General features: G+C 69.4%; 22 protein-coding genes and 2 pseudogenes. 16 read left to right on the top strand and 8 right to left on the bottom strand.

Annotated features, from left to right (window positions below; translation table 11 throughout):
• The first annotated feature begins 2 nt into the window (after positions 1 to 2).
• The 5 genes from KME80_RS21910 to KME80_RS21890 all read left to right on the top strand — a co-directional run bounded on the left by KME80_RS21910 (position 3) and on the right by KME80_RS21890 (position 4,911).
• Positions 3 to 551 carry a DoxX family protein gene (locus KME80_RS21910; RefSeq protein WP_219507873.1) on the top strand — a complete coding sequence of 183 codons (549 nt, stop codon included), beginning with the start codon at positions 3 to 5 and terminating at the stop codon, positions 549 to 551.
• Positions 548 to 1,159, top strand: coding sequence for a Dps family protein (locus KME80_RS21905; protein ID WP_219507872.1), 612 nt, complete (start codon positions 548 to 550; stop codon positions 1,157 to 1,159). The genes KME80_RS21910 and KME80_RS21905 overlap by 4 nt, the downstream gene beginning before the upstream one ends.
• Positions 1,160 to 1,271: 112 nt before the next feature.
• Positions 1,272 to 2,135 (top strand): alpha/beta hydrolase, encoded by an 864-nt coding sequence (locus tag KME80_RS21900; protein WP_219507870.1) that lies wholly within the window; start codon positions 1,272 to 1,274, stop codon positions 2,133 to 2,135.
• 11 nt (positions 2,136 to 2,146) lie between these two features.
• Complete coding sequence (locus KME80_RS21895; RefSeq protein ID WP_219507868.1) at positions 2,147 to 2,944, top strand: alpha/beta fold hydrolase; 798 nt, start codon at positions 2,147 to 2,149, stop codon at positions 2,942 to 2,944.
• Positions 2,941 to 4,911: a copper-translocating P-type ATPase gene (locus tag KME80_RS21890; RefSeq protein WP_308125876.1), complete on the top strand. Its 1,971-nt coding sequence runs from the start codon at positions 2,941 to 2,943 to the stop codon at positions 4,909 to 4,911. Before KME80_RS21895 ends, KME80_RS21890 begins: the two co-directional genes overlap by 4 nt.
• Positions 4,912 to 5,021: 110 nt before the next feature.
• Here the strand turns inward: KME80_RS21890 and KME80_RS21885 are convergent, their stop codons facing one another.
• The gene (locus KME80_RS21885) at positions 5,022 to 7,280 is read right to left on the bottom strand and encodes an ATP-binding protein (RefSeq protein WP_281427105.1); all 2,259 of its coding nucleotides are present in this window, start codon (positions 7,278 to 7,280) and stop codon (positions 5,022 to 5,024) included.
• A 297-nt stretch (positions 7,281 to 7,577) separates the two neighbouring features.
• Between KME80_RS21885 and KME80_RS53575 the strand changes: the two are divergent.
• Both KME80_RS53575 and KME80_RS21880 read left to right on the top strand, forming a co-directional pair.
• Positions 7,578 to 7,787: pseudogene (locus tag KME80_RS53575) on the top strand (zinc finger domain-containing protein); the annotation flags it as partial.
• 136 nt (positions 7,788 to 7,923) lie between these two features.
• Positions 7,924 to 8,592: a phospholipase A2 gene (locus KME80_RS21880; RefSeq protein WP_308125879.1), complete on the top strand. Its 669-nt coding sequence runs from the start codon at positions 7,924 to 7,926 to the stop codon at positions 8,590 to 8,592.
• Positions 8,593 to 9,025: 433 nt separating this feature from the next.
• Here KME80_RS21880 and KME80_RS21875 read toward each other — a convergent pair whose 3' ends face one another.
• Together KME80_RS21875 and KME80_RS53230 are read right to left on the bottom strand one after the other, a co-directional pair.
• The gene (locus KME80_RS21875; protein ID WP_219507861.1) at positions 9,026 to 9,283 is read right to left on the bottom strand and encodes a hypothetical protein; all 258 of its coding nucleotides are present in this window, start codon (positions 9,281 to 9,283) and stop codon (positions 9,026 to 9,028) included.
• A 323-nt stretch (positions 9,284 to 9,606) separates the two neighbouring features.
• On the bottom strand, positions 9,607 to 9,888 hold the full coding sequence (locus KME80_RS53230) for a LuxR C-terminal-related transcriptional regulator (RefSeq protein WP_372455374.1): 282 nt from the start codon (positions 9,886 to 9,888) through the stop codon (positions 9,607 to 9,609).
• A gap of 637 nt (positions 9,889 to 10,525) precedes the next feature.
• On the opposite strand from KME80_RS53230, the gene KME80_RS21865 reads away from it, so the two are divergent.
• Positions 10,526 to 10,738, top strand: a complete 213-nt coding sequence (locus KME80_RS21865) for a hypothetical protein (RefSeq protein WP_219507858.1) — start codon at positions 10,526 to 10,528, stop codon at positions 10,736 to 10,738.
• 800 nt (positions 10,739 to 11,538) lie between these two features.
• Here KME80_RS21865 and KME80_RS21860 read toward each other — a convergent pair.
• Both KME80_RS21860 and KME80_RS21855 read right to left on the bottom strand, forming a co-directional pair.
• Positions 11,539 to 11,961: a hypothetical protein gene (locus KME80_RS21860; RefSeq protein WP_219507856.1), complete on the bottom strand. Its 423-nt coding sequence runs from the start codon at positions 11,959 to 11,961 to the stop codon at positions 11,539 to 11,541.
• 471 nt (positions 11,962 to 12,432) lie between these two features.
• Positions 12,433 to 13,788 carry an alpha/beta hydrolase gene (locus KME80_RS21855; protein ID WP_219507854.1) on the bottom strand — a complete coding sequence of 452 codons (1,356 nt, stop codon included), beginning with the start codon at positions 13,786 to 13,788 and terminating at the stop codon, positions 12,433 to 12,435.
• A 476-nt stretch (positions 13,789 to 14,264) separates the two neighbouring features.
• Here KME80_RS21855 and KME80_RS21850 point away from each other — a divergent pair, with 476 nt between their 5' ends.
• Complete coding sequence (locus KME80_RS21850) at positions 14,265 to 14,594, top strand: hypothetical protein (protein WP_219507852.1); 330 nt, start codon at positions 14,265 to 14,267, stop codon at positions 14,592 to 14,594.
• Positions 14,595 to 14,969: 375 nt separating this feature from the next.
• On the opposite strand, the pseudogene KME80_RS21845 reads toward KME80_RS21850, so the two are convergent.
• Positions 14,970 to 15,317, bottom strand: a pseudogene (locus KME80_RS21845) (STAS domain-containing protein); the annotation flags it as partial.
• 389 nt (positions 15,318 to 15,706) lie between these two features.
• Between KME80_RS21845 and KME80_RS21840 the strand changes: the two are divergent.
• Complete coding sequence (locus KME80_RS21840) at positions 15,707 to 16,645, top strand: MerR family transcriptional regulator (protein WP_219507850.1); 939 nt, start codon at positions 15,707 to 15,709, stop codon at positions 16,643 to 16,645.
• Here KME80_RS21840 and KME80_RS21835 read toward each other — a convergent pair.
• Positions 16,617 to 17,594, bottom strand: a complete 978-nt coding sequence (locus KME80_RS21835) for an NADP-dependent oxidoreductase (protein WP_219507849.1) — start codon at positions 17,592 to 17,594, stop codon at positions 16,617 to 16,619. The genes KME80_RS21840 and KME80_RS21835 overlap by 29 nt on opposite strands.
• 123 nt (positions 17,595 to 17,717) lie before the next feature.
• Between KME80_RS21835 and KME80_RS21830 the strand changes: the two genes are divergently transcribed.
• Both KME80_RS21830 and KME80_RS21825 read left to right on the top strand, forming a co-directional pair.
• A complete protein-coding gene (locus KME80_RS21830) occupies positions 17,718 to 18,704 on the top strand; it encodes a GlxA family transcriptional regulator (RefSeq protein ID WP_219507952.1) in 987 nt (328 codons plus the stop codon).
• A 96-nt stretch (positions 18,705 to 18,800) separates the two neighbouring features.
• Complete coding sequence (locus tag KME80_RS21825; RefSeq protein WP_219507847.1) at positions 18,801 to 18,956, top strand: hypothetical protein; 156 nt, start codon at positions 18,801 to 18,803, stop codon at positions 18,954 to 18,956.
• A gap of 457 nt (positions 18,957 to 19,413) precedes the next feature.
• Here the strand turns inward: KME80_RS21825 and KME80_RS21820 are convergent, their stop codons facing one another.
• Complete coding sequence (locus tag KME80_RS21820) at positions 19,414 to 19,842, bottom strand: MarR family winged helix-turn-helix transcriptional regulator (protein WP_219507845.1); 429 nt, start codon at positions 19,840 to 19,842, stop codon at positions 19,414 to 19,416.
• 127 nt (positions 19,843 to 19,969) lie between these two features.
• Between KME80_RS21820 and KME80_RS21815 the strand changes: the two genes are divergently transcribed.
• From KME80_RS21815 to KME80_RS21800, 4 genes are all read left to right on the top strand, one after another.
• Positions 19,970 to 20,857, top strand: a complete 888-nt coding sequence (locus KME80_RS21815) for an MBL fold metallo-hydrolase (protein WP_219507843.1) — start codon at positions 19,970 to 19,972, stop codon at positions 20,855 to 20,857.
• Positions 20,858 to 20,875: 18 nt separating this feature from the next.
• Entirely contained in the window at positions 20,876 to 22,081 is a 1,206-nt protein-coding gene (locus tag KME80_RS21810; protein ID WP_219507841.1) for an MFS transporter, read from the top strand.
• Between the two features lie 198 nt (positions 22,082 to 22,279).
• Positions 22,280 to 22,810 (top strand): PadR family transcriptional regulator, encoded by a 531-nt coding sequence (locus tag KME80_RS21805; protein WP_219507839.1) that lies wholly within the window; start codon positions 22,280 to 22,282, stop codon positions 22,808 to 22,810.
• Positions 22,811 to 23,017: 207 nt separating this feature from the next.
• Positions 23,018 to 23,780 (top strand): alpha/beta hydrolase (locus KME80_RS21800; protein WP_219507837.1); only part of this gene is annotated, 763 nt, incomplete at its 3' end.

Below are 23,780 nucleotides of genomic sequence, written 5' to 3'. Positions count from 1 at the left end.
CCATGACGACAGATCTGGGCCTGCTCATCCTGCGCCTGGTCGCGGGGCTGCTGCTGGCCGGCCACGGAGTGCAGAAGGTCAGCTTCCGGCTCGGCGGTGCCGGGCTGGCGGGCGGGGCGCAGGAGTTCCGGCAGGACGGCTTCCGCGGCGGGGCGCTGACCGCCCTGGCCGCGGGCGCCACCCAGATCGGCGCCGGGCTCCTGCTCACCTGCGGAGCCCTCACCCCGCTGGCCGCGGCCGGGGCGGCCGGGGTGATGACGGTCGCGCTCACCGTCAAACGGCGCAACGGCCTGTGGGTGCAGAAGGACGGCTACGAGTATCCGCTGGTTCTCATCGCCGTCTTCGCCACGCTCGCGCTGACCGGGCCCGGCCGCTTCTCCGCCGACCAAGCTCTGCATCTGCTGCCCTGGCCTGCCTGGCAGGCCGCCCTGGCCGTGGCCGGCGGAATCGGCAGCGGCCTGGCCGTCCGTCTGTTCCTGCACCGTCCCTCCGCCACGAGCACCGGCCCGCCCGGAGCATCCCGCCCTTCACCCGACCGGAGCCCACCATGACCTCACCCTCGGCCACCACAGCCCCCGATGACAGTCGGCAGCCGCCGGTGCGCGGCGGCACCCAGCCGCTGCTGCTCCAGAAGGGCCACGAACTGCAGCCCTTCGGCACCGTCAAGCAGCTGCCGATCGGCCTGTCCTACGACGCCCGCATGTACGGCTGCCAGCGGCTGAACCGGCTTCTGGCCGACACCCAGATGCTGTACGGCCTGTACAAGAAGCACCACTGGCTGCTGCGCGGCGCCACCTTCTACCAGCTGCACCTCCTGCTCGACAAGCACGCCGTCGAGCAGCTCGCGATCGTCGATGCCCTCGCCGAACGGGTGCAGAGCCTTGGCGGCGTCGCGGTGGGCGATGCCCGCCACGCCGCCGAGATTACCCAGGTGCCGCGCCCGCCCGACGGGGTCGAAGAGGTGCCCGCCATGCTGTCGCGGCTACTGCAGGCGCACGAGACGATCCTGATCGACGCCCGCGACGCCGCGACCCGGCTGGCGGCCCTGGGCGACGACGGCAGCAACGACTTGATCGTCTCCAGCGTGATCCGCAACGGCGAGACCCAAGCGTGGTTCCTCGCCGAGCACCTGGTGGACACCCCGCTGACCCGCATTTGAGAACGTTCCGGCGCACGCGGCAACGGCCGACCGCGCGCCGGGATACCAGCGGCCCGCAGTGTGCGGCCCGCCACTCATCGCCCTGCCCTCCTCTTGTCTGAAGGACGGATTCATGTCATCGACTTCCGAGGCGTCCTACGCCCGAGACCTCGCCCTGATCGAGCGTGCCAATGCCTCCGGCCGCATCCCGGTCGTGTTCGTGCACGGGCTGTGGCTGCTGCCCACCAGCTGGGAACGGTGGACACAGGTGTTCGCCGACGCCGGCTACGCGCCCATCACGCCCGGCTGGCCGGATGACCCCGACACCGTCTACGAGGCCAACGCCCATCCCGAGGTGTTCGCCCACAAAACCGTCGGCCAGGTCGCCGACCACTACTGCGACCTGATCGGCAAACTCCAGCGCAAACCCGCCATCGTCGGCCACTCCTTCGGCGGGCTGCTCACCCAGATCCTCGCCGGGCGCGGCATGTCAGTCGCCTCCGTCGCCATCGACCCCGCCCCCTTCCAGGGCGTCCTGCCGCTGCCGATCTCCTCGCTGCGCTCGGCCGCACCGGTGCTGACCAACCCGGCCAACATCCACCGCGCCGTCCCCCTCACCTACGAGCAGTTCCGCTACTCCTTCGCCAACGCCGTCAGCGAAGACGAAGCCAAACAGCTGTATGAGACCTTCGCCGTCCCCGCCCCGGGCGCACCGCTGTTCCAGGCCGCGGTCGCCAACTTCAACCCCTGGAGCGAGACCAAGGTCGACAGCACCGCCGAGAACCGTGGCCCGCTGCTGCTCATCTCCGGCGAGAAGGACCACACCGTCCCCTGGGCGATCACCAACGCCTCCTACAAGAAGCAGGCCCGCAACGAGCACGCGATCACCGAGATCATCGAAATGCCCGGCCGCGGCCACTCCCTGACCATCGACAGCGGCTGGCGCGAAGTGTGCGGCACCGCCCTGACCTTCATCCAGCGCTTCGCCTGCCCGTGAAAGGAACCCTCGTGCCGATCGTCAAGCGTGGCCGGGCCTTCGCCGCCCTGCTGGCCGCCTGCCTGCTCGTCCTCGCCCTGGGCGGCAGCCCGGCCCAGGCGCGCGACGCCAAGCCCACCATCGTGCTGGTGCACGGCGCCTTCGCCGACTCCTCCGGCTGGAACCCGGTCATCCAGCGTCTGCAACGGGCCAGCTTCCCCGTCCTGGCGCCGGCCAACCCGCTGCGCGATCTGGCCGGCGACGCCGCCTACCTCTCCAGTGTCCTCGACACGATCCCCGGCCCGGTCATTCTGGTCGGCCACTCCTATGGCGGCGCGGTCATCACCAACGCCGCCCGCGACCGCACCAACGTCAAGGCGCTGGTCTACCTGGCGGCCTTCGCCCCCGACGAGGGCGAGAGCGCGTTGCAGCTGACCGGCCGCTTCCCGGGCAGCAGACTGCCCGACTCGATCATCGCCCGGCCCTACCCGGGCGGCGTCGACGGCTACATCGACCCGGCCAAGTTCCGCCCCGTGTTCGCCGCCGACCTGCCCGCCAACACCGCCCGCCTGATGGCCGCCACCCAGCGGCCGGGCAGCATGGCAGGGCTGAGTGCTCCCAGCGGAGCCCCGGCCTGGAAGACGATCCCGTCCTGGTACCTGGTCGCCGGCTCCGACCACGCCATCCCGCCGGCCGCTCAGCGGTTCATGGCCGAGCGCGCCGGCAGCAAGAAGGCCGAGATCGGCAGATCCTCGCACGTGGTGATGCTCTCGCATCCTGATGCGGCCACTGCGCTGATCCTCGCCGCCCATGTGGGAACTCGCACGTGAACGCGCACGGCCACCATGACCCGGCGGTCTTCCGCCGCCGGTTCTGGCTCAGCCTGATCTTGTCGGTACCGTTGGTGGTGACCAGCCCGATGGTGGGCCAATGGTTCGGCTACAGCCTTCAGGCGCCCGGCCTGTGGCTGGCCGGGCCCGTGCTAGGCTCGATCGCCTACTTCTACGCCTGGTGGCCGTTCCTGGCCGGCGCCTTCCACGAGATCCATCATCGAACGCCGGGCATGATGCTGCTCATCTCGATGGCCGTCACCGTCGCCTACGCCGCCTCTGTGGCCACCACCTTCGGCTGGCTCGACCTGGACTTCTGGTGGGAACTGGGCACGCTGGTCACCGTCATGCTGCTGGGGCACTGGCAGGAGACCAAGGCCATCGGCCAGGCGCGAGGAGCGCTGTCGGCCCTGGCGGCGCTTCTGCCCGAGGAGGCCGAGCTGGCCGACGGTACCCGGGTGCCACTGTCCGGCCTGCGGGTCGGGGATCTGGTCCTGGTGCGGCCGGGGGGCCGGATCCCGGCCGACGGTCGTGTGATGGAGGGCGAAGCCGGCATCGACCAATCCATGATCACTGGGGAGTCGCGGCCTGTCGTCAAAGGCACCGGGGATGCGGTGGTGGCCGGAACGGTCGCCACCGACTCGGTGCTGCGCATCCGGGTGGAGGCGGTCGGGGCCGACACCGCGCTGGCCGGCATCCAGCGGATGGTCGCCGAGGCCCAGGAGTCCAGGGGCCGCGCCCAGGTACTGGCCGACCGGTTCGCCGCCGCGCTGTTCTACGTCGCGACGCTCACCGCCATCGCCACGTTCACGCTCTGGTCGATCGCGGGCGAGCCACGCGAAGCGGTGGTGCGCACGGTGACCGTCCTGGTGATCGCCTGCCCGCACGCCCTGGGCCTGGCCATCCCGCTGGTCGTGGCCCTGTCCACCACGGTCGCGGCCAAGGCAGGGATCCTCATCAAGGACCGGCTGGCACTGGAGCGCATGCGCATGGTCGACGCGGTGCTGTTCGACAAGACCGGCACCCTCACCACGGGCACCCACACCCTCACCGCCGTGGCCACCTACGACGGCCTCAGCGAGCAGGCGGCGCTCGACCTGGCCGCGGGCATCGAAAGTGTCAGTGAACATCCCTTGGCCAAGGCGATCGTCGCGGCCGCCCCCGCCCCACGCCCGGCCACCGACTTCCGGCCGCTAGCCGGACGCGGCGTACGGGCGACCGTGGACGGCCTCCCGTACGCCATGGGCGGCCCGGCGCTGCTGCGCGAATTCGATGCCCACGTCCCGGACGACCTGCCGCGCCAAAGCGATGGCGACGCCATCCTGCACCTGCTCGCGCTCACCCCGCAGCCGCACGCCATCGCGGCCCTCACCCTGCGCGACGAGATCCGGCCCGAGGCGACGGCCGCCGTCTCGCAGCTGCGGCGGCAAGGCATCGCCTCCATCGTCATGATCACAGGCGATGCCCAGCCCGTCGCCGAGAACGTCGCGGCGGAACTCGACATCGCCGAGGTCTTCGCCGAGGTCCTGCCCTCCGACAAGGCTCGTGCCGTCGCCGAGCTTCAGCGCCGCGGACGGATCGTGGCGATGGTCGGCGACGGCGTCAACGACGCCCCCTCCCTGGCCCGTGCCGACGTCGGCATCGCCATCGGCGCGGGCACCGACGTGGCCATCGAGTCAGCAGGAATCGTGCTCGCCTCCTCCGACCCCCGCGGGGTGGCCGCCGTGACGCGGTTGTCACGGGCCTCCTACCGCAAGATGATCCAGAACCTGTCCTGGGCCGCCGGCTACAACCTGATCACCCTGCCGCTCGCCGCCGGCGCCCTGGCCTGGGCAGGAGTAGCACTGAGCCCGGCGGTCGGCGCGTTGCTGATGTCCGCCTCGACCATCGTGGTGGCACTCAACGCCCAACTGCTGCGCCGGGTCCAGCTCACGCCGCGCGTAGGCCCGTCGCCGTGCACCGTCTGACCAGCCTCTGGCTCGGGCGACCGGCCCGGCCGACGCCGTGAGACGTCCTCGCAGCCGACGCCGCCCGGATGCACCCGGCGGCCCAAATACCGGACGGCACGCTCGCGCTACTACTGCCCATCAGGGGACATGGTCGCCAGGTCGTGGCAGCGGGCGCTCGCCTCGGCGTGCCCGATCGCCTGGTACACCTCGGCCGCCCGCGCATAAGCCTGGCGGCTCTCGCCGCTACGGCCCTCCTCGGCCAGAAAGGCCGCCAGTGTCTCCAGGGAGCGGGCCTGCGGGGCCGGCAATCGAGCTTGCTCCATGAGGCTGATCGCCTCGGTAAGCTTGCTGATCGCCTCGGAACGGTGGCCGAGCAAGCCCAGACATTCCCCGATGCGGGCCAGCGCGATCGGCCGGGTGAAGGCCGCGGCACTCGGCGTCATCCCCGACTGGTCGTCGTCCAGCAGCGCCCACAAACCGAGGTACTGCTCCAGCGCCTCGGGGTACTGCCCGGCGTCGCGCAGGCAGGTGCCCAGGGCGCCGAGACACTGGCTGTAGGCATCGATGTTGCCGCCTGCCTTGAAGATCTCCGCCGCCCGGGTTTCCGCCGCGATGGCCTCATCAAGACGTCCGAGCCTGCGAAGCGCGCCTCCTGCGGCGTGGTGGGCCGAGGCGAGCTGCGCCGTGGCCGCACTTCGGGTAGCGAGCTCCACTACCTGGGCGGTGTAGCGCAGCGCGGTCTCCGGATCGTCTCCCGGCACCAGATGGGCCCAGGCGACCTGGTTCAGCTGCCGGGCCTGGCGTGCTGGATCACCCAGGGCAGCGGCGGCCTCGGCACCGAGGGCGAAGACCTCGTGCCAGTGCGGCGCGTGCATCCACCGGTCGGAGAACCAGTACATCGACTCGGCTACCTCGACCACCGTCGCATGCTCGCCTTGACGGGCCGCTGAACGTAACGCTTCCAGCCAAGCCGTCGCCTCCGCCTGCAGCCAGTCGCTTGCCTCCTGCTGACTGCCGAGTGGGACCAGAGATTGCCACTGTGCCGGAGGCGCGCCGTGGTCGGGCTCGAACCAGCGCCCCGCCACCGTGGCCGTCTCCAGCAGCCAGTCGTCCATCCGCTGGCGGGCCTGCCGCTGGAGCGTGATGGGCTCCTCTTCGGCCAGGCGCGCCCGGGAGAACAGCCGGACCAGGTCGTGGAAGTGATAGCGACCCGCGTAGGCAGATTGCAGCAGGCCGAGATCGACCAGCTCCTCCAGAGCGTCCTCGGCCTGGTCCAGGCCGGTCTCGGCGAGGACTGCGGTCAACGGCACCCCGAAGTCCGGCGCCGTGACCAGCGTCAACCGCCGGAAACCTACCCGAGCCGGGAGCGACAGCTGCCGATACGACAGCGCGAAGGCGGCGGCCACCGACAGATCCCCTGCCGACAGTGACTCCACCCGCCGTTCCTCATCGCTCAATCGGGCGGCTAGGTGCTCAATCGTCCAGCCAGGCCGGGTCAGCAGCCGGTTGCCGGCGATCCGCAGCGCCAGGGGGAGGTTCCCGCACAGCCTCGCCACCTGGGCGACGCTGTCTGAATCGGCCGCCGCCCGCTGCGCGCCGACGATCGCGCCCAGCAGCCGGGCGGAGTCCGCGGCGTCCAGGTTTGCCAGCGGCACCTGGTGAACGCCCTCCAGCCCGGCCAGCACCTTGCGACTCGTGACGATCGTCAGGCTGGGGCCGCCCGAGGGCAGCAGGGGGCGCACCTGCGCTTCATGGGCGGCGTTGTCCAAGACGATCAGACAGCGCCGCTCCCGTAGCAGGGCGCGGTAGTGTCCCGCGCGCTCCTCCTCATCGCCCGCTATGCGCTGCTCGGGCACGCTCAAGGCCTTGAGCAGCCGTGACAGCGCCGCGCCCGGGTTCAGTGGGACGGCGTCCATACCCCGCAGGTCCACGTAGTAGCGGCCACCGGGAAACACCTCTGTCAGCTGCCCGGCGGCATGCACGGCCAGAGCCGTCTTGCCGACCCCCGCGCTTCCGGAGATGGCGGCCACCAGCGCGGCGTGACCGGTCCCGGCCTGCCCGGCGAGCCGGCGCAGCACATCCAACTCCGGCCAGCGACCGGTGAAGTCATCCACGCCGCGAGGCAGCTCACACGCACCCGGCGGCGGACTCGTCGGCCGATACCGGCCCGCCCTGGCCGCCTCGGTCAGCGCTGATCGTTGTTCATCGTCAAGTTGCAAGGCCTTGGCCAGCGCATCCACGGTGCGCTGCTGCGGGCCTCGACTGTTGCCGCGTTCCATATCGCTGATGGCCCGCGCGCTCACGCCTGAGACATCGGCAAGCTCCTCCAGCGTCAACGTCGCTCTCTGCCGCAGCCGCCGCAAGAGCAGGCCAAACGAACTGACCATCCATCCCCCTGGAAACGTTCACACCCGCCCGCAGCTCCAACGGGGCTCTCCGGTATGTAGGAGGAGAATCTACTCGGCGCCCGTCCACCGTGATCAGGGTGTCCACGAATCGGACACAGCCATGGTGTCCGGCGCCGTCATGGTTCTCACAAACGGTCTATTGCCAGAGAAGATCGCCAGTCGGCGCTCGAGGTCGGTTTCGATCGACCTCGGGAGCGGTTTCCTTCTCAGAACTCGTTCTCATGCAAGCTGGCCAATCCTCGGATTCTGGGAATTGTTTGTGAGAATATCCGGGGCATGGCCGACGTCCGGGCACCGTGCGAACACACCGAAACAGTCTTTCCGTCCGCTATCGACGAGGAAGCCACCCGTGACGCTGGTGAGGTCGAACGTCACCCGTGCCCGCGATGTGCGGTCGCGGCCGGTTCGCCGTGCCGATCGCGTGCGGGTGCTGTGACCGGCACCTACCACACCGGCCGATTCACGAAGGTCGCCCGGCTGGCAAAGCTGCTGCGGGTTCTGACCCCAGCCGACCGCAACCCGGGCCAGCCGTGGCGGCCCGGTACGCCGCCGCCCGCCGCCGACCGATCCTCAGCCGACATCCGGATCGGCTACGCCCGCTGCTCCGCGCTCACCCCAGGAGCTGCAGTCGCAGCTGGACGCGCTGGCCGCACACGGGATCAGCCGGGAGAAGATCTTCGCCGAGAAGATCTCGCCCCGGGTCAAGGTGCGGCCCCAGTTCGAGGCCGCGCTCGCGCTGGCCCGGCAGATCAAGGCGCACGCCCCGCACTGCCGAGTCATCCTCACCGTCTATGAGATGAAGCGACTAGGCCGCGACGCCGCCGAACTCACCACCCTGGCCGACCACCTGACCGCACATGGCCTGGTACTGGAGATGCTCGCCGGGCCGCCTGGCCGGCATTTACGATCCGGCCGTGCCCGGTTCACGCATTGGGAATGCGAGGTCGAGTACGTCGCCCACTACGGATGGCACTATTCGACGTCCAGGCCCACGCCTACCGGGTTCTATGTCATCGGTATCGATCATGATCAATGTTCATCGCCGACCGGTAGCTATCCGGGTGGGTACGACTTCACCGCCGCCTGCGAAATGCATGACTTCGGATACGGAGTCACTGGGAACTACTATAAAAAGGCGATTTATTATAATACCCCTGACAAAAAGACGGCGGTCGATGAAGTCTTCTATACTACTCTGCTTGATCATACCTGCGCTTCGTACGCTAAGAATGAGCCCTTTTCATCCAAGGCTGCGCCGGCCAGGCGGCCTCCACTCGTACCCTGCCTCTGATACCGCGCCTGAGGACAGGCGCGGGTCGCTCCACCAGGCGATGCGGGGCATGCGACGTGACTGGGATACCTGCATCGAGGTGTTCGGCAGCGCCACCCGCTGGCCCGCAACCGCCCCTGAGGAAGGCGGTTGGTACGGTCACGTAGATCTCTGGGGACCCGGGCACCCCCGGCAGAGCGGCCCGCGGTCGTCCTGCAGCGCGCGCTGGACCAACGGCCACAGATGGGTGGCGCTCTGCGACTTCAGCCAGGCCTCGGCCGCCGAGACCAGCGAGTTTCCCGTCGAAGCTTCGAGATGTCCAGAACCCTAACGGCAGCCAGATCGGCAGGTCGGCGCCATGTCGACGCTGCAGCGCGACCGATTGCGGCTGAGGAGAGCAGGTCTGTTGCCGTGAACCGCAGAAGATTGGACTTGCCCGCTCCTGAGCGGCCGATCAGCAGCCGGTACTTGCTCGCGGCCAGCCACTCATCGCCACACCCGCGTTCGGCGTCACTAGCGAGGACCGGCTCACGCGGTTGAGCAGATGGCGAGCGGATCTGAACGACTGCCGGCGGGCACCCAGGCGGGTGGCGATGTAGACAGGCCCGTCGACAAGTTCTTGCGTGGAAGGCTGCTTGTAACGGGTCGGCTCAGGCAAGTCGATGTCGAGCATCTCGGACTGCTGATGGCTCGGATCGACGTCAACGATCACGAACGGGTAGTCCGGACCTGCACCATCCACAGAGCGAAGCGGACTCCGTCCCAGACCTACCAGCGCGTGATGGACGTCGACCTCACCGAGGCCAGGCGTGCATTGTGCCCCCACGTCCGAGCAGCATGGGCCGAGCTGAAACGGCTCACTTTCGGCCGACTCCTCCGAACAGCGCGAGCGACCGGCGTTTCGGCCGGCCAGCATCCGCGCCGCCGCACGCGCCCACCACGAGGACCCGCAGCCCCGTCGGCGAACAACCAGACCGCGACGCCCGAGGATCCGCAGCTCGCCTCGCTCGACCGCGGCGGCCCCATACCCGCCGATCAGAGGTCCGCCTCCCTCCGCGCGACTACCTTGAGCTTGCGAAGGATCTTAGAGACGTGCTCCTGGACGGTCCGACACGACAGGAACAGCGCCTGCGCGACCTCGCGGTTGGTGCGGCCGCCGGCCAGCAACTCGGCGACATCCCGTCCGCGTGACGAGACCTCGTGACCATAGCCTTCTCGTACGCACACGCCAGCTCGGCCAGCACTCCGGTATCGCCCGGAGAGAGGGGAGCGGCCTCCTCGGTGAGCCGAACCGTCTGGTAGGGCAGGCCAAGACATTCATAACGGCGAATCGCCACAGCGAGCCGGGCGCGGCACACCACCAGATGCCCGGGGCCGGGCGTATGGGCGGCGAGCCCGGCACGCATGTCCTCAACCAGCCTGCGCGCCTCACCGGCCCGACCGGCCGCCAGGTATGCCTCGACGGCCTGCGGCGCCAGCCCACCCGCCCACACCCACAAGCCCATGCGAGGGAGCAGGGCGATCCCCCGATCGGCGTACGCGCAGACGGCGCCAACATCGCCCCGGTTCAGCAGCATGGTGACCATGCCTGCGCCGGCGGCGTTCGCAACGGCGATGATGGCGGAATTGGGCTGGGACATGCGGGTCGCCTGGCAGCAGGACTCGGCGCGGTCCCAGTCGCCGCGTGTCCTTGCCAGCCAGTCCAGGACGAGCTGCAGCTCGCTGGTGACCGGGAGCAGATTGGCGTCGGTCTGGGCCATCCGGTCGGCTCGTTCGCGTAGCCCCTCCCACGCACCGGCGAGCCAATCCAGCCGGATACGGCTGGATTGGACGGCGCCGATCACCTACGCGGCCCCCGTCTGCGTGGCGAGGCTCAGCCCGGTGTGCAGGCGCTCTCGCGCATCGACGTCGTCGCCGATCCACGAGCAGGCCTCGGCAAGATTGCAGTGTCCCCGTGCCAGTTCCCGCATCTGTTCCACGCCCCCGGCTCCCGCGGTGGTGCCAGCAGGGCGACGCGCTGCCGGACGCCGGGATCGCCGGCGCGAGCCGGGCGCCCACGGTGCTGGCCAGCACCGTGGGCACGGGCCCGGGCGCAAGCGTGCCGAGCGCGTTTCCGACCCGGCCGAGCCAGGCGCGGGTGCCGGCGATCGCGGTGCTGCCCCAGTAGGGCAAGGCAGGGACCGCCATCTCGCGCAACATTCGTTCGCGACACTCGTGCAGCGAGCCGATGGCCAGCTCGATGTAGGCACGCCCACGGTCCCTCTCCCCGGTCTTACAAACCAGCACCAGGCCGAACCAGCAGCAAGCCGAACCAGCAGCAGGCCGAGCCAGAGCTGGACCTCGCCACGCGCCGCGCCGGACAACCGAGGGCCGCAGAGCAGCCGCTCAATCTGCGCGATCACCTCGTCATGGTGCAGACCGGGGAGAGCGTACTGACACAGTTTGATCGCCAGCTTGTACACATCCGGCGCAGGGACGGACGGGTCGGCTACGGTGGCGCACAGCAGGCCGACGGCGGTCGGGGACTCCCCGACGTCGGCGTCGGGGAGCTCGCTGTAGCGCAGCCAGTCGGCCCATAATCCGACATGCTTGGCGTGCGCGGCCCGCCGCACCAGCGAGGGCGGGTGCATGCCGGCCAGCGCCGGACCGCGGGCACGCGCAGCTCCTGCCGGAACGGGCCGGGCAGCGCATCGTAGACGCCCCGCTGGGCCAGGACCTGGCGGTATCCATACTCGTTCTCGGCGCTCACGACGAGGACGGCGTCCTCCAGCAACCGGGTGCCCTGATCGCGGCCTGCGCCTGCGGCAACGGCGGCCGGCAGTTCCGCGGTCGCGGGGACGCCGAGAACGGCTGTCGCCCGACGAATTGAGTCTGACGCTGTTGGTCGGCGGCCTCGTGACGCCCGGAGGGCGTCGCGCTGGTGACCGGGCGAGCACCACGCGATCAGAGCAAGCAGGGCACTGCAGCTCAGTCCGCGCCGATGACCTCCAGCGCCCGCTGATCAGCGGCGGCGGCAGCCGTCTGGTCGCCGCACCGCTCCCACTCCAGGGCGGCGGCGGCGAACGCCTGCGCCGCCCGGGATGGAGCACCCATCTCGGTCAGGTGCTCAGCCGCCGCCTGCAAGGAGCGGGCCGCCTCCCGCGGCCGCTTCTGCAGACGCAGCGCCTGACCGATCACCAACTGCGCGCCCACGCCGAGCATGCGGGCCTCCGGACAGCTTCCGGCGACCTGCCCGGCCAGCCGCTGCGCCACAGCCGCGTCACCCTCAGCCAGGGCGACCCGCGCACGCGCCAGCGCTTCGTACGCCTGATCCAGCGCTGCGGGGACACCCCCATCGCGTGCAGCGTCGACCTCACGCAGCCACCGCCGCGCCTGCCGCAGCTCCTGCACGCTGACCAGCGATCGCCGCCACCATGGCCAGACCCGCGATGGACGTTCGACACGTCGGCCGCATGATTCACTCCTCAGTTAACCTCACTTCACCCGGCACCGGGCTACGGCTCCTTCCGGCTTGCGGCGGTGGGCTTTCGTCGTCGTCGACCGCCGCGCGTAGGCGGTGGGGCGCGGGTCCTCCGTTCTGCTATTGCTGTGACCGGACCACGGGAACTGCCCGGTGGGTAAGAGCTGGCGGCCGGGGCCGGCCGCCAGGCCGTCCATCATCACCTGACCGCCCTCGGCGCCCGGCTTTTGCACATCAACGGCTGACACTGCTGAAAGGGAGTCAAGCCGCTGCCCTCGCCCGCGGCATCACCGGCTGCGCCCTGCCATATCCCAGCTCAGCCAACGACAACCAGACGGCCTGGTTCTGCCGCCCTGTCTCCGGTACGCTCAAACGCCACGCGCTCTACAGTGGAGATCGTTTCAGCTGGGGCAGGTAACGTCCTGCCCGGGCAGATTCCCACTGCGCAGGTAGTCGTTGACGGCCCGGTCGGCGCAGCGGACCGGGCGATGTCCGCTCACCCCGCGGCCGTACACGCCATGGGCGCGGATGTTCGCGGTCACCAGTCGCGAGCCGGTGAGTTTGCGGTGCAGCGCCAGAGCGCCCGCGTAGGGGACGTTGTTGTCGCGGCGGGCCTGCAGCATCAGAACGGGTACGGCATTGCCCACCGTGGTGCCGGGCTCGCGGCGCTCCGCCTGCCAGAAAGCGCACGGGGCGATCATGCCGTTGACGAATGGGCCGAACACGGGCTGGGTGGCCCGGCTGCGTACAGTTTCGCGCCAGTACGTCTCCGGGTCGTCCGGCCAGCCCCCGGCGGGCCAGCCGCCGTCGCCGCACATGAACAGAGCCCCGCCTACCATGCTGTCGGCCAGGTCGGGAGACTTCAGCAGCTGAAGCAGGCCGGCGAGGACTGGACCGGGCTTGACCGGCTTGTCGGCGGCGGCCGTGACCAGGTCGCGCACGAGCCCGGCCAGCGCCGCGTCGTTCTCCTTCTGCTGGATGAACTGCCTGAGCAGCAACCGGATCACGGGGGCGGTCAGCCGCGTGTCGCCGGCGGAGATCGGCCGCCATTCCGCGCGGTCGAGCATCTTCTGTACGGCCGCGCGCACCCGCTTACCTGACCGGCCGAGCCGATACTCATCGTGGCGGCGGGCCACCCAGCCTGCCCACTCGTCCAGCGCATCTTCCAGTGGCTCGCCCGCCCGCTGGAACAGCTCGTACTGGCTGGCCTCCGGGTCGGTGGAGGAGTCGATGACCATGCGATCGGCCCTGTCGGGGAACATCTGGGTATAGACGGCGCCCAGATCGGCCCCGTAGGAGACGCCGTAATAGGAGAGTTTGCGCTCGCCGAGCGCGGCACGGATCACGTCCATGTCCCTGGCTACGTTGCGGGAGGAGGCGTGCGGCAGCAACTCCGCGTTGTCCTTGTGCTCCCCGCAGCGCCTGGCCAGGTCGCGGGCGTCGCGTACCGACGCCTCGAAGTCCGCGCGGGGGGACGTCGTCTTCCCCGGCGCCCGGGTCGAGGTGGCCGGGGCGCAGGTGATGGGCGTGCTTTCACCCAGGAAACGCGGGTCGAAGCCGATGAGGTCATAGCGCTGCGCGACGTCCTTCAGCGCGGGACGCAGCTCCAGCGTGTGGGCGAGCCCTGCCCCGCCCGGCCCTCCCGGATTGGACAGCAGGATGCCGCGCTTGTGGGTGCGGGACTTGGCCGAGACCCGCGAGACGGCGATCTGGATCGTCCGGCCGTTCGGAGCATCGTAGTCGAGCGGCACTGTCACCTTCGTACACTGCGCTCCGGCTTGGCGTAGTTCCTTCTGCGCGGCCGAGCAGGTTGTCCATGTGAGCCGCTGGCGCTCGTAGGCGGGCGAGTTCGGCGTTGAGTCCGCTGCCGCAGGTACGATCCCGTTGAGCAGGACGGCCAAGCCCAGCGTGATCGTTGCCGTGGACGTGACTCGCATCATCGTGTTCCCTTGATTGGGGGCGTGGACGCAGATGACGCTAGGGGCGCGCGAACGGGGCGGCATCGACCGAATGACCGAACGCGACCGACCAATCGGCCGATCTTGATCCACGCGGCAACCCGCCACGGCTCGCACAGCCGGCTCCCTCGCGAGGGATGACTCAGCGGACTCGGTGTCGATGCCCATCCTGGCCCGGATGCCGGGGACGAGGTCGCGTTGCGGCGGCCACCTCGTCATCGGCGGGCGGATGTGCCAGGCCCACCAGGCCGCAGTCGTCGACGTCAGTGCGCCTCTTGCGAGTGCGGATAATCGCCACAGGGCTGAGCGCCTACTACGTCCGCAAGGGCCTGCAATGGGTCAAGGACAAGGCGGCCCTGGAGCACCTAACCCCGCTCATCTGGCCCTCGATGCAGGGGTATGGGTTTTGCGCCGACCCCGCCGACTGTGTCAGCTATGAGCGGCGCCAATTCCACACCGAACTCACCCGGATCACCCGGCTGATCACCGCGACCGTCGGGCCACACGGTGGCGCACGCTCCCACGACAAGTTCGCCAGGATCATCCTGGCCCAGCTTGAAGGCGTCCGCGCCACGTTCGAGTCCCTGGCCACCGACCAGCCGTGAGGCCGGCCGGACCGGTCTGATCACGGGGGCTGACCGCACCCAGCCCCTCCGTTCTGCGCACCCCTCGCCTTCCAGCACCAGTGCTGGGGGCCGCCATGCGCCGACGCCGCTGCCCGTCCGGCCCGTTCGGTGACGCCGATGGCCGCAGCGACATCCCGGCTCCGCACACGCGGATCACGGGCGAGGATCACCAGCACGCGCGCGTAATTGGTCAGAAAGGTGCAGGTGGGAACACGATCTGCCGGGTCCCTGATGTCCATGAGCCTTCCGCCCGAAGAACGCTCACGCCTTGCAACACCTGAACAGCTTATGGCGAGAACAACTTCAGACGACCTTGATCGGCATTTGCCCGGGACCAGGTCATGCCCGGTGATCTCACGATGGTTCGGCTTCGCCGGGAGACTCCGCCGACGCCGCCGGCTGTCCGAGCGATGATGCCCTCAGCACGACCTGGATGGCCTCCTCCACCGACGCCTCCACCTGGAACGCGGTGCGTAAGCCGGTGATGGTCAAGATACGCCCCAGATGGGCCGGAAGCGCAGACAAGACCAGGGTGCTCTGCTGTTCCCGGCTCTGGCGCAGCAGCAGCACCAGCACGCCGACGCCCATCGAGTCGCAGAACGTCAGCCCACCAAGGGCCACCACCAGTCCGGCCGGCTGCGTAGTCGCCCAGGCGTCTTTGATCTGCTGGTTGAGTAGCCCGGCGTAGGCGTGGTCGAGCTCGCCGACCGCGCGACGATGAAGTCCCCATGCACCCCGATCGAAACGCTGAACCGCTCGGCGGCGTCGTCGTCATCGTCACTCATAGACCACCATCCTTGGGCCTCACCCCCGCGCAAGCAACATGGAGCCACTCTGAGAGCAGGCCGAAACGCCACGATCACGGCGACCCACCGGGATATGACCAGGCACTAAATGTGCAGAGGCTTCGGGAGGGGGATTCGCCGTTTCGGCTGTCTGGCGTCGGGCGGCGATGGGGAGCTGAAGATGTGGATCAGACGCGAGGTAAGGGACCGTCAGCGCCGGTGGCGACGTTTACCGCGTCCCCGGCTGGCCATTGCCGAGGCAGGTGGGTTGACCTGTACCCCCAGGTACGGGTTTAGGTTTTGGTCGTGCAGGTTGGTGAGTTGGCGCGGCGTACTGGTGTCACGGTGCGTGCTTTGCGGTACTGCGAGATGTCCGGGTTGGTCGTCCCGCATCGTCGTCCGAACGGGCACCGCGAGTACGACCCGATCGCGGTGCGATTGGTCGAGCAGATCCGCTCCCTCACGGCCTTGGGCCTGACGGTGGAGGAGACTCGTCCGTTCGTGGAGTGTCTGATCAGCGGCGCCGAGTCCGGAGACGTATGTCCGGCGGCACTGGCCACGTACCGACGCGCCATCGACCAGTTGGAGGAGCGCATCGAGCAGCTCGCACGGCAGCGTGACGCGCTGCGTGCCCTGCTCGAGGCGGCAGCCGAGCAGGTGGTGCGGCCGGATATCGGTCATCGGCGCAACGTCGAGGCCACCGATCCCGCCGACCTCGCCGGCGTTCGCCTCCCTCATCTGGCCTTGCGCGCCACGGACGGCAGGACGGTCCGCCTGGGGACCTTGGGCGCGGAACGTAGTGTGCTGTTCCTCTATCCACTGACAGGTCGACCAGGTGTGGACCTGCCTCAGGGGTGGGCGACGATCCCGGGTGCGCAAGGCTGCACGGAGGAGGCATGTGGGTTTCGCGACTACCATGCCGAACTGCTGGATGCCGGCGTGACCGGGGTGTCATCAACACCGACTTCGGCAAGCACCAGGCATTCTTCGAGGGAGCCCCACCTTTGCTGGCATGGTCTTCCTTCGCGCGCTGCTCGAAACCGTGCACTGATCAGTGAGCCGATATCCCGACGAGCTGCGGCTGCCTTCCAACTCGCCCGCCTCAGCCCATCCGTCCGGTTCGATCGTGCTCACCATGCGTCACAGCATTGGCCGCCACGTACCGGCTCACCTGATGGGCGAATCCTCTGCCGGTTACGGCGGCCGTGCTTGAGGGTCAGCGACCACACGCGCGCGCGACAGTGAGCACGATCTTTCCGGCGGTACGGCCGGTCTCGCCGAGCTCGTGCGCCTGAGCCGCCTGCTCGAACGGCAGGACGGCGTCGACCTCGACGCGCAGCCGCCTCGCCTCGACGAGCTCGGCGATCGCTGCCATCGCTGCATTGTCCGGCTCGACGAGGACGGAGCCCGCCCAGATGCCGCGCTCCCCGGCCTGGCGAAGGACGTCCTCGTCAGGCTCCGATGCGAGCTGGACAAGGGTGCCACCGTCTCGCAGCGTCCGTAGGGAACGCGCCCCATAGTCACCACCGATGCTGTCGATGACCAGGTCGACGTCGCGGACCGTCTCGGCGAAGTCCCTCTCGGTGTAGTCGATCACGACGTCGGCGCCCAGCTCACGCACGAAGGCGTGCTTGGGCGCACGAGCGGTGCCGATCACGTACGCACCGAGATGCTTGGCCAGCTGCACCGCCAGATGGCCGACCCCGCCGGCCGCGGCATGGATCAGCACGCGCTGGCCCGGCTGCACGTGCGCGGTGTCGCACAGGACCTGCCATGCAGTGAGCGCCGCCAATGGCAGCGCCGCCGCATGTACGTGGTCGAGGCCGGCCGGTTTACGAGTGAAGTGTCGCGACGGTGCGGTCACGTACTCGGCATAGCCGCCCGCCTTATGCGGGAAGCGCGGCATGCCGAAGACCTCGTCACCCGGCCGGAAGCGGGTGACCCCGAGGCCTACCGCCTCGACCACGCCGGACACGTCCCAGCCGAGGATGGCAGGCGGATCGCTCAGCAGCATGCCGTGCGTCCGTGACTTCCAGTCCGTGGGATTGACGCCGGCCGCGTGCACCCGGACCAGGACCTCCGTCGGCATCGGCTCAGGACGGTCCACCTCGGCCAGGGTCAGCACCTCGGGGCCGCCTGCGGACTCCTGGATGATCGCGCGCATCCGTGCTGCCGCCGTCGTGTCCTCGCTCATGGGAAGAACGCTCCTTCAAAGCCGGGATAAATGCGCCGCTGACTGCGGCGCCGGTGACCAGCCTGCGCGATGGGCAAGGCCGGAAGAAGTGGCATGATTGCCATTGTGCGCAAGGATCACGCCATGCATCGCGTCGTTGTACTCGCCCTCGACGGCGTGATCCCTTTCGAGCTGAGTATTCCGTCCCGCGTCTTCGGCACCGCCGTGGGCCCGGACGGCGAATCGCTGTACGAAGTCATCACCTGCAGCGTCGATGGCCGCCCTGTACGGAGCGCGGCGGACTTCACCATCGCCGTCGAGCATGGAGCCGAAGCCCTCGCCACCGCGGACACTTTGATCATCCCCGCCGCCTACGGTTCCGGGACGATCCACGAGCTGGGGCAGCTGCCGAACCCGCTCCGCGCCGCTCTAGCGACTGTGCGGCCGGGCACGCGCATGGTGTCGATCTGCGTCGGATCGTACGTGCTGGCGGCGATGGGCCTGCTCGACGGCCGTCCGGCGACCACCCACTGGGGCCATGCCGACCACTTCCAGCGGCTCTTCCCCGCTGTCCGGGTCGATCCGGATGTGCTGTTCGTCGACGATGGCGATGTGCTGACCTCGGCGGGCGCGGCCGCCGGGGTGGACTTGTGTCTGCACCTCGTCCGCCGCGACCACGGCAGCGAGGTGACGAACCAGGTGGCTCGTGGCTGCGTCGTTCCGCCATGGCGCGAGGGCGGCCAGGCCCAATACATCGAACGGCCCGTCCCGGCGCCGTCGACGGCCGGTACCGCGCACACCCGCGCCTGGGCCCTGGAACGCCTGCACGAGCCGCTGCCGCTGCCGGAGTTGGCCGCGCATGCACGGATGAGCGTACGCACGTTCATCCGCCGCTTCCGCGAGGAGGTCGGCATGCCGCCGGGACAGTGGCTGATCCGGCAGCGCGTGGACCGGGCCCGTCATCTGCTGGAAGCCAGCGACCTGCCCGTCGACCTCATCGCCCACCAGACCGGTTTCGGCACGACATCCTCGCTCCGCCACCACCTGCGCGTGGCGATCGGTGTCTCGCCGATGGCCTATCGGCGCACCTTCCACACGCACGAATCGCCACCCGAGCACGCCGAGGACTGACGCGTGGGGACACACCTGGCCCAGGCAGCGATCGAGGTGTTGCCGCTGCACCGCCGACGTGGTGGCTGGTGAGGAATCCCAGGTGAGCACGCACCCATGCAGCTGGGTGAGCATGTGGCCGTCGCCGTCGCCGTCGATCTCGGCCTGGCGGGTCCGTTGACGCACCGCGGTCTCGGTCAGGTCGAAGTCCTTGGCCACGTGACCGACCGAGCGGTCACCGCGCCAGCACAGTTCGACGATCTTCGGCCTTGAACTCCGGCGTGATCGAGCGGCGAGGACGCGGCTTCCTTTTCCCCATGCTTTCCATCATGGACATCCTTCCGGGGACGAACCTCTGGTCTCGGATGTCCGCCACACCGGATCAAGCCCGCAGATCCTGACCTCGGCGGCCTGTCCGCCGCCCGCTGTGTCGAGCCGTTCGTGCTGGTCTGGATATCGCTCAGCGACGCCCTGCGGACCTGCGACTGCGGCTTCGCGGTCCTTCGCTGACGGGGGGACCCCTGCGCCGGCACACGTTTCGAAATCCCCGTATGAGACGCTGACCGGCCGGTGGTTGTGGGGTCTTTCAGCGTGACGGGGCGGGCATGTGATGCCGGCCCCGGCCGAGCGCTGTCGCGGTCTCATCGGCGGCAAGGTCGATCGCGCCATGGTCGTCGGCGTCTACGAGCCCGCCCGACACCGTCCCGGTGCCGGGCGGGCAGAGGGCAGCTCATGTGCGGACGAGGGCCTGTTCGAGCAGGTCCTGAAGGGCGCGCTGCTGCTGGGGGGTGAGGGCGGCCAGCGGTGAGTCCTGGGTGAGGAGTTCGAGGAGACGTTCTCGGAGGGCGTTGCCCTCGGGGGTGAGGACGAGCTGTTTGGCGCGGCGGTCGGTCGGGTGTGTGCGGCGTTCGATCAAGTGCTGCTTTTCGAGCTTGTCGACGATGAAGGTGGCGTTGGAGGGCTCGCAGCTCATGCGTTCGGCGAGCTCGCGCATGGTCATCGGCCCGGTCAGCTCCCGCAGGGCGGTCGCCTGGGCCGAGGTGAGCCCCAAGGTCACCGCGCGTACACGTACGTGATCGGCGATCTGCTGGGCCAGCCCGTTCACCAGGCCGCACAGCTCCCGCTCGGCGACGGCCCGCGGGGCCGGGGACGTGGTCATGCGTCCATCCTAGCAAATCCATCAAGCATGCATATTTCAAGCTTGTGTATTTCAAGCTTGATGTTTATGGTGTCCTGGACGCCGCCGACGAACGCGGCGCCGATCCGCCAGAGAATGGAAGACGACCATGACCAGCTTCACGCTTGACCGGGACGAGCGGCTGCGGCGGCCGGGAGGGATCCGCTCGACATGGCTGGGCGACATGAAGGTGTCCTTCGTGCCGGACGGAGCCATCCAGGGCAGGCCGCGCAGCTGGCTGCCGGACACCACCAAGGAATTCTGGGCCGCCCACCCCCAGTACCTGGACGCCTCCGGCCATCTGGTGGCGAGCATCGGGGGCCTCCTGGTGGAGAACGGCGACCGCGCCCTGCTGATCGACGCGGGGTGGGGGCCGGTGTCACTGCCGGCCGAGCCGGGCAGTCCCAACGGCGCCGTTCGCGGTGGCGCACTCCTGGACAGCCTGGCCGAGCTGGGCCGCAGGCCGGAAGAGATCGAGGCGGTGGCCTTCACCCACCTGCACATCGATCATCTCGGCTGGGCCTGGCATCCCTCCCCGGGACGTGACCAGCCCGCGTTCACCCAGGCCGCATATCTGGTGGCCGAACCGGAATGGGCCCACCGCGACCTGCCCGCACAGGGCGTCACCGAGGAGGAGGCCGCCGCGCTGACACCGCGCGTCCGCACGGTGACGGACGGACAGGAGATCTTTCCCGGCGTGCGGGTCCAGTACGCCGGCGGCCACACGGCCGGGCACACGCAGTACGTCATCACCGGGGGCGGCACCCGGCTGATCGCCTTCGGCGACGCCCTGCATTCCCCGATCCAGGCCGACCACCCCGAATGGTCGTGCCTCTACGACCATGACCCGGTCCGCTCCGCCGAGCACCGCCGTCACCTCGTGGCCGAACTGGAAGAGCCGGACACGATCGGCTTCGGCGTCCACTTCGCCGACGCGGTCTTCGGGCAGGTCCGCCGGGACGGCGCCGGCCCGGCCTGGCGCCCCCTGGACGCCTGACCCCCCACAGGAAAGATCATGACCACAACACTCCCCCTCCGCCTGCCCACCCGCTCGTCCACAGGGCACTGGCCGGCAATCATCGCGACCGCGCTGACCGCGACCGCGGCAGGGATGCCCGGCTTCATCGTCGGGGCGCTGGCCCCGACGATGGGGGCGGACCTGCACATCTCCCGCAGCACCGTCGGACTGGCGATGAGCCTGTTCTACGCCGCCACCGCTTTCGGCTCGCCCATCGCCAAACGCGTGGCGGCACGGCTGCCGGTCCCCGCCACCCTCACCGTCGCGGCGCTGGTCGCATCGGCGGTCTTGGTGATGACGTCACGGGTGACCGGGCCGGGAATGCTGACGGTGACACTGTTGGCGGGCGGGCTGAGCAACGCACTCGTCCAGCCGGTGGCGGGCCGGCTGATCGCGGCCCGCGTCCCGGAACACCGGCGTTCCCTGGCCGCGGGCATGATCGGCGCGGCTCTGGGGGCGAGCGCCCTCGTCCCCGGCCTGCTCGTCGCCTTGGCCCTTCCGGCATACGGCTGGCGAACCGCCCTGCTCATCGCGGCGGCCGCCGCGCTCATTCCGGCCGCCCTCACGCCACTGGCCCGGACATCCGGCGCCCCGCAGCCTGTCAGGCCGAAGAATGCCGGCGGAACCCGCGACAAGCAACGGACGATCAGGCGAGTCCTCGGCCTCTGGGCACTGGCCGCGGCGCTCTCCGCGACCGGCAACAACGCGGTGGCCACCTACTTCGTCGAACTGGGCACCCACTCCGGATTGAGTACCACCCTCACGGGCAACTTGCTGTCACTCAGCGCCCTGTTCGCCATCGCCATACGCATCACCGCCGGCGCACTCACCGACCGAGCTCCTCACCGCAATTCCGCAGTGATCGTCACAATGATGCTCACCGGCGGGCTCGGGCTGGCACTGATCGCGATCGGGACGTCAACGACCTTCGTTCTCGGCGCGTTCCTGACCTTCTCCGCAGGCTGGGGCTGGACCGGACTCCTGCTCGCCACCACGCTGCGCCTGGTGCCCGACAGGACCGAGGACGCCGGGCACACCGTGCAGATCGGCGTCTACGCAGGCGCCACCATCGCACCGTTCGCCTTCGGCGCCCTCTCCAGCGCCTTCGGGTTCCCGGCCACGGCCCTCGTCGCCGCTGCGGCCGCCGCAGCCGCAGCGACGTCGATGACGGCCGGGGCCCTGCTGCTGCGACGAGCGCGATAGCCAACGCACCAGACCACCCGACCGGACGGCGGCGGGATCGGCCCTGCCGAAGCCGACGGATCATGACCTCAGGTTCTGCGAGCCTCCCGACGGGAGGAGGACCAGTGGCAACCGTCGCCTCCTCACCTCCACGGGCACGACAGATAGCCTGTCCAGCAGCGCTTTGACGGGTGCCGGACCCCGGCGAATGAGGAGACGATGTCGGCGACGCGACTGCTGGTCCTTGGCGTGGTACGGCTGCACGGTCAGGCACACGGCTATCTGGTGGGCTCCGAACTGGAGTCGTGGGAGGCCGGGCAATGGGCAGGGCTCAGGTCAGGCTCGATCTACCACGCACTGCGTCAGCTGGCCAAGGAAGGTCTTCTGGACACCAGCGAGGTGCACGAATGGCCGGGCCGCGTCGACTACGCCATCAATGCCAAAGGCGAGGCACAGTTCCTCGAGCTGCTCACAAACGCCCTGAAAGTTCCCGATCGGCGCCCGGAACTGCTCAACGCAGCCCTCGTCCTGCTGCCCGCGCTGCCCGAGGAGGAGGCGATCGCACTGCTCAAGGAGCGGGTACTCGCATTGGAGGAAGAGCGGGCACAGATTATGGTCGCCGCCCAAGAGCACAAGCGCCCCAGGAACGTGACCGCGTTGTTCGCCCTGCGCGCTGCGCAGGCGGCGAGCGAGGCGGCATGGATCCGTGACCTGATCGGGCGATGGGAACGCGGTGAGGAGCCGGTCTGATCGGCCGCAGACCGGTTTGACGATATGTGGACGGATAAGCAATAGTTCGATACCCAAATTTGGTTACCCAAATTTGGGTCCCTCGAAGGGAGTCCCATGCACAACTCGACAGCGATACTGCAACCGCTCGTCTCGACCCCCGCAACCTCAATCCCCGTCACGGCGAACGCCGCCCCCGCCTGCCGGGCAGACAGCACCAAGGTGGCAATGACCTCCAACGGCCCCACCGACCAGCACGTCGCCGACACGCTGTGCCCACCGCTCGGCGATGCCACCACCGTTCAGCTGCTCATCCCCGGCGGCCTGTACGGCCATGCCTCCGGGCGGATGCGCGGCGACCGACGTCACCCCTCCCACAGGGAGACGACGACGGCCGCCGAGGACGCCACGCCGGCCATCGACCGTCTCGGTAACCGGGTGAGCTCCTCCCCACCGAGCGCCCCCTCCGCGCAGCACACCCACCAGATCGTCACCCACGAACTCATCCGGCAGCTGCGCGAGAGCCATCCAGGCAGGAGCCGGTTCGCCAAGACCGTCCTGACCAGCCACTGGCTGGGCTCAACCCGCGCGCGCACTGCGGCCTCCGCACAACCAGCGGAGGTGGACGGCGTCATTCCGCCCGGCGAGTCGAGCGCGCCGAACAAGGCCGCTGCCGAGCAGATGAGCACCAAAATCCACCACGCCCCCCACGGCCCCCGCCTCGCCGAGCCCCCGCTCCACGACGGCTACCCCACCACCCCGCCCGGCGTACGGGCCGCCGCGTACCACCACAGGCCCGAGCCCCACCCCAAGCCCGACCCCAAGGCCATCGACGCCGACCGAGCCACCCCGACGAACGATGTCCTCCCTCCCCGCGACCCCCGCACCCCGCCCCCGACCAACAAGCACCCCCAGGCCCCCGTACAGACCCTCAACGGCGAGCAGGACAACCTGCTGACCGGAGTCACCCGGCAGGCCGCTCACGGGACCC

It is taken from the genome of Nonomuraea ceibae, from assembly GCF_019396325.1.
GTDB classification, from domain to species: domain Bacteria; phylum Actinomycetota; class Actinomycetes; order Streptosporangiales; family Streptosporangiaceae; genus Nonomuraea; species Nonomuraea ceibae.
This window is presented reverse-complemented; position numbering and strand designations above follow the sequence as displayed.

Bases quoted from the DNA above. Each gene is read 5' to 3' on its own strand.
- KME80_RS21910 (WP_219507873.1), top strand. From the start codon at position 3: ATGACGACAGATCTGGGCCTGCTCATCCTGCGCCTGGTCGCGGGGCTG.
- KME80_RS21905 (WP_219507872.1), top strand. From the start codon at position 548: ATGACCTCACCCTCGGCCACCACAGCCCCCGATGACAGTCGGCAGCCG.
- KME80_RS21900 (WP_219507870.1), top strand. From the start codon at position 1,272: ATGTCATCGACTTCCGAGGCGTCCTACGCCCGAGACCTCGCCCTGATC.
- KME80_RS21885 (WP_281427105.1), bottom strand. From the start codon at position 7,280: ATGGTCAGTTCGTTTGGCCTGCTCTTGCGGCGGCTGCGGCAGAGAGCG.
- KME80_RS53230 (WP_372455374.1), bottom strand. From the start codon at position 9,888: ATGTCTTGGCCTGCCCTACCAGACGGTTCGGCTCACCGAGGAGGCCGC.
- KME80_RS21835 (WP_219507849.1), bottom strand. From the start codon at position 17,594: ATGAGCGAGGACACGACGGCGGCAGCACGGATGCGCGCGATCATCCAG.
- KME80_RS21830 (WP_219507952.1), top strand. From the start codon at position 17,718: ATGCATCGCGTCGTTGTACTCGCCCTCGACGGCGTGATCCCTTTCGAG.
- KME80_RS21825 (WP_219507847.1), top strand. From the start codon at position 18,801: ATGCAGCTGGGTGAGCATGTGGCCGTCGCCGTCGCCGTCGATCTCGGC.
- KME80_RS21820 (WP_219507845.1), bottom strand. From the start codon at position 19,842: ATGACCACGTCCCCGGCCCCGCGGGCCGTCGCCGAGCGGGAGCTGTGC.
- KME80_RS21815 (WP_219507843.1), top strand. From the start codon at position 19,970: ATGACCAGCTTCACGCTTGACCGGGACGAGCGGCTGCGGCGGCCGGGA.
- KME80_RS21810 (WP_219507841.1), top strand. From the start codon at position 20,876: ATGACCACAACACTCCCCCTCCGCCTGCCCACCCGCTCGTCCACAGGG.
- KME80_RS21805 (WP_219507839.1), top strand. From the start codon at position 22,280: ATGTCGGCGACGCGACTGCTGGTCCTTGGCGTGGTACGGCTGCACGGT.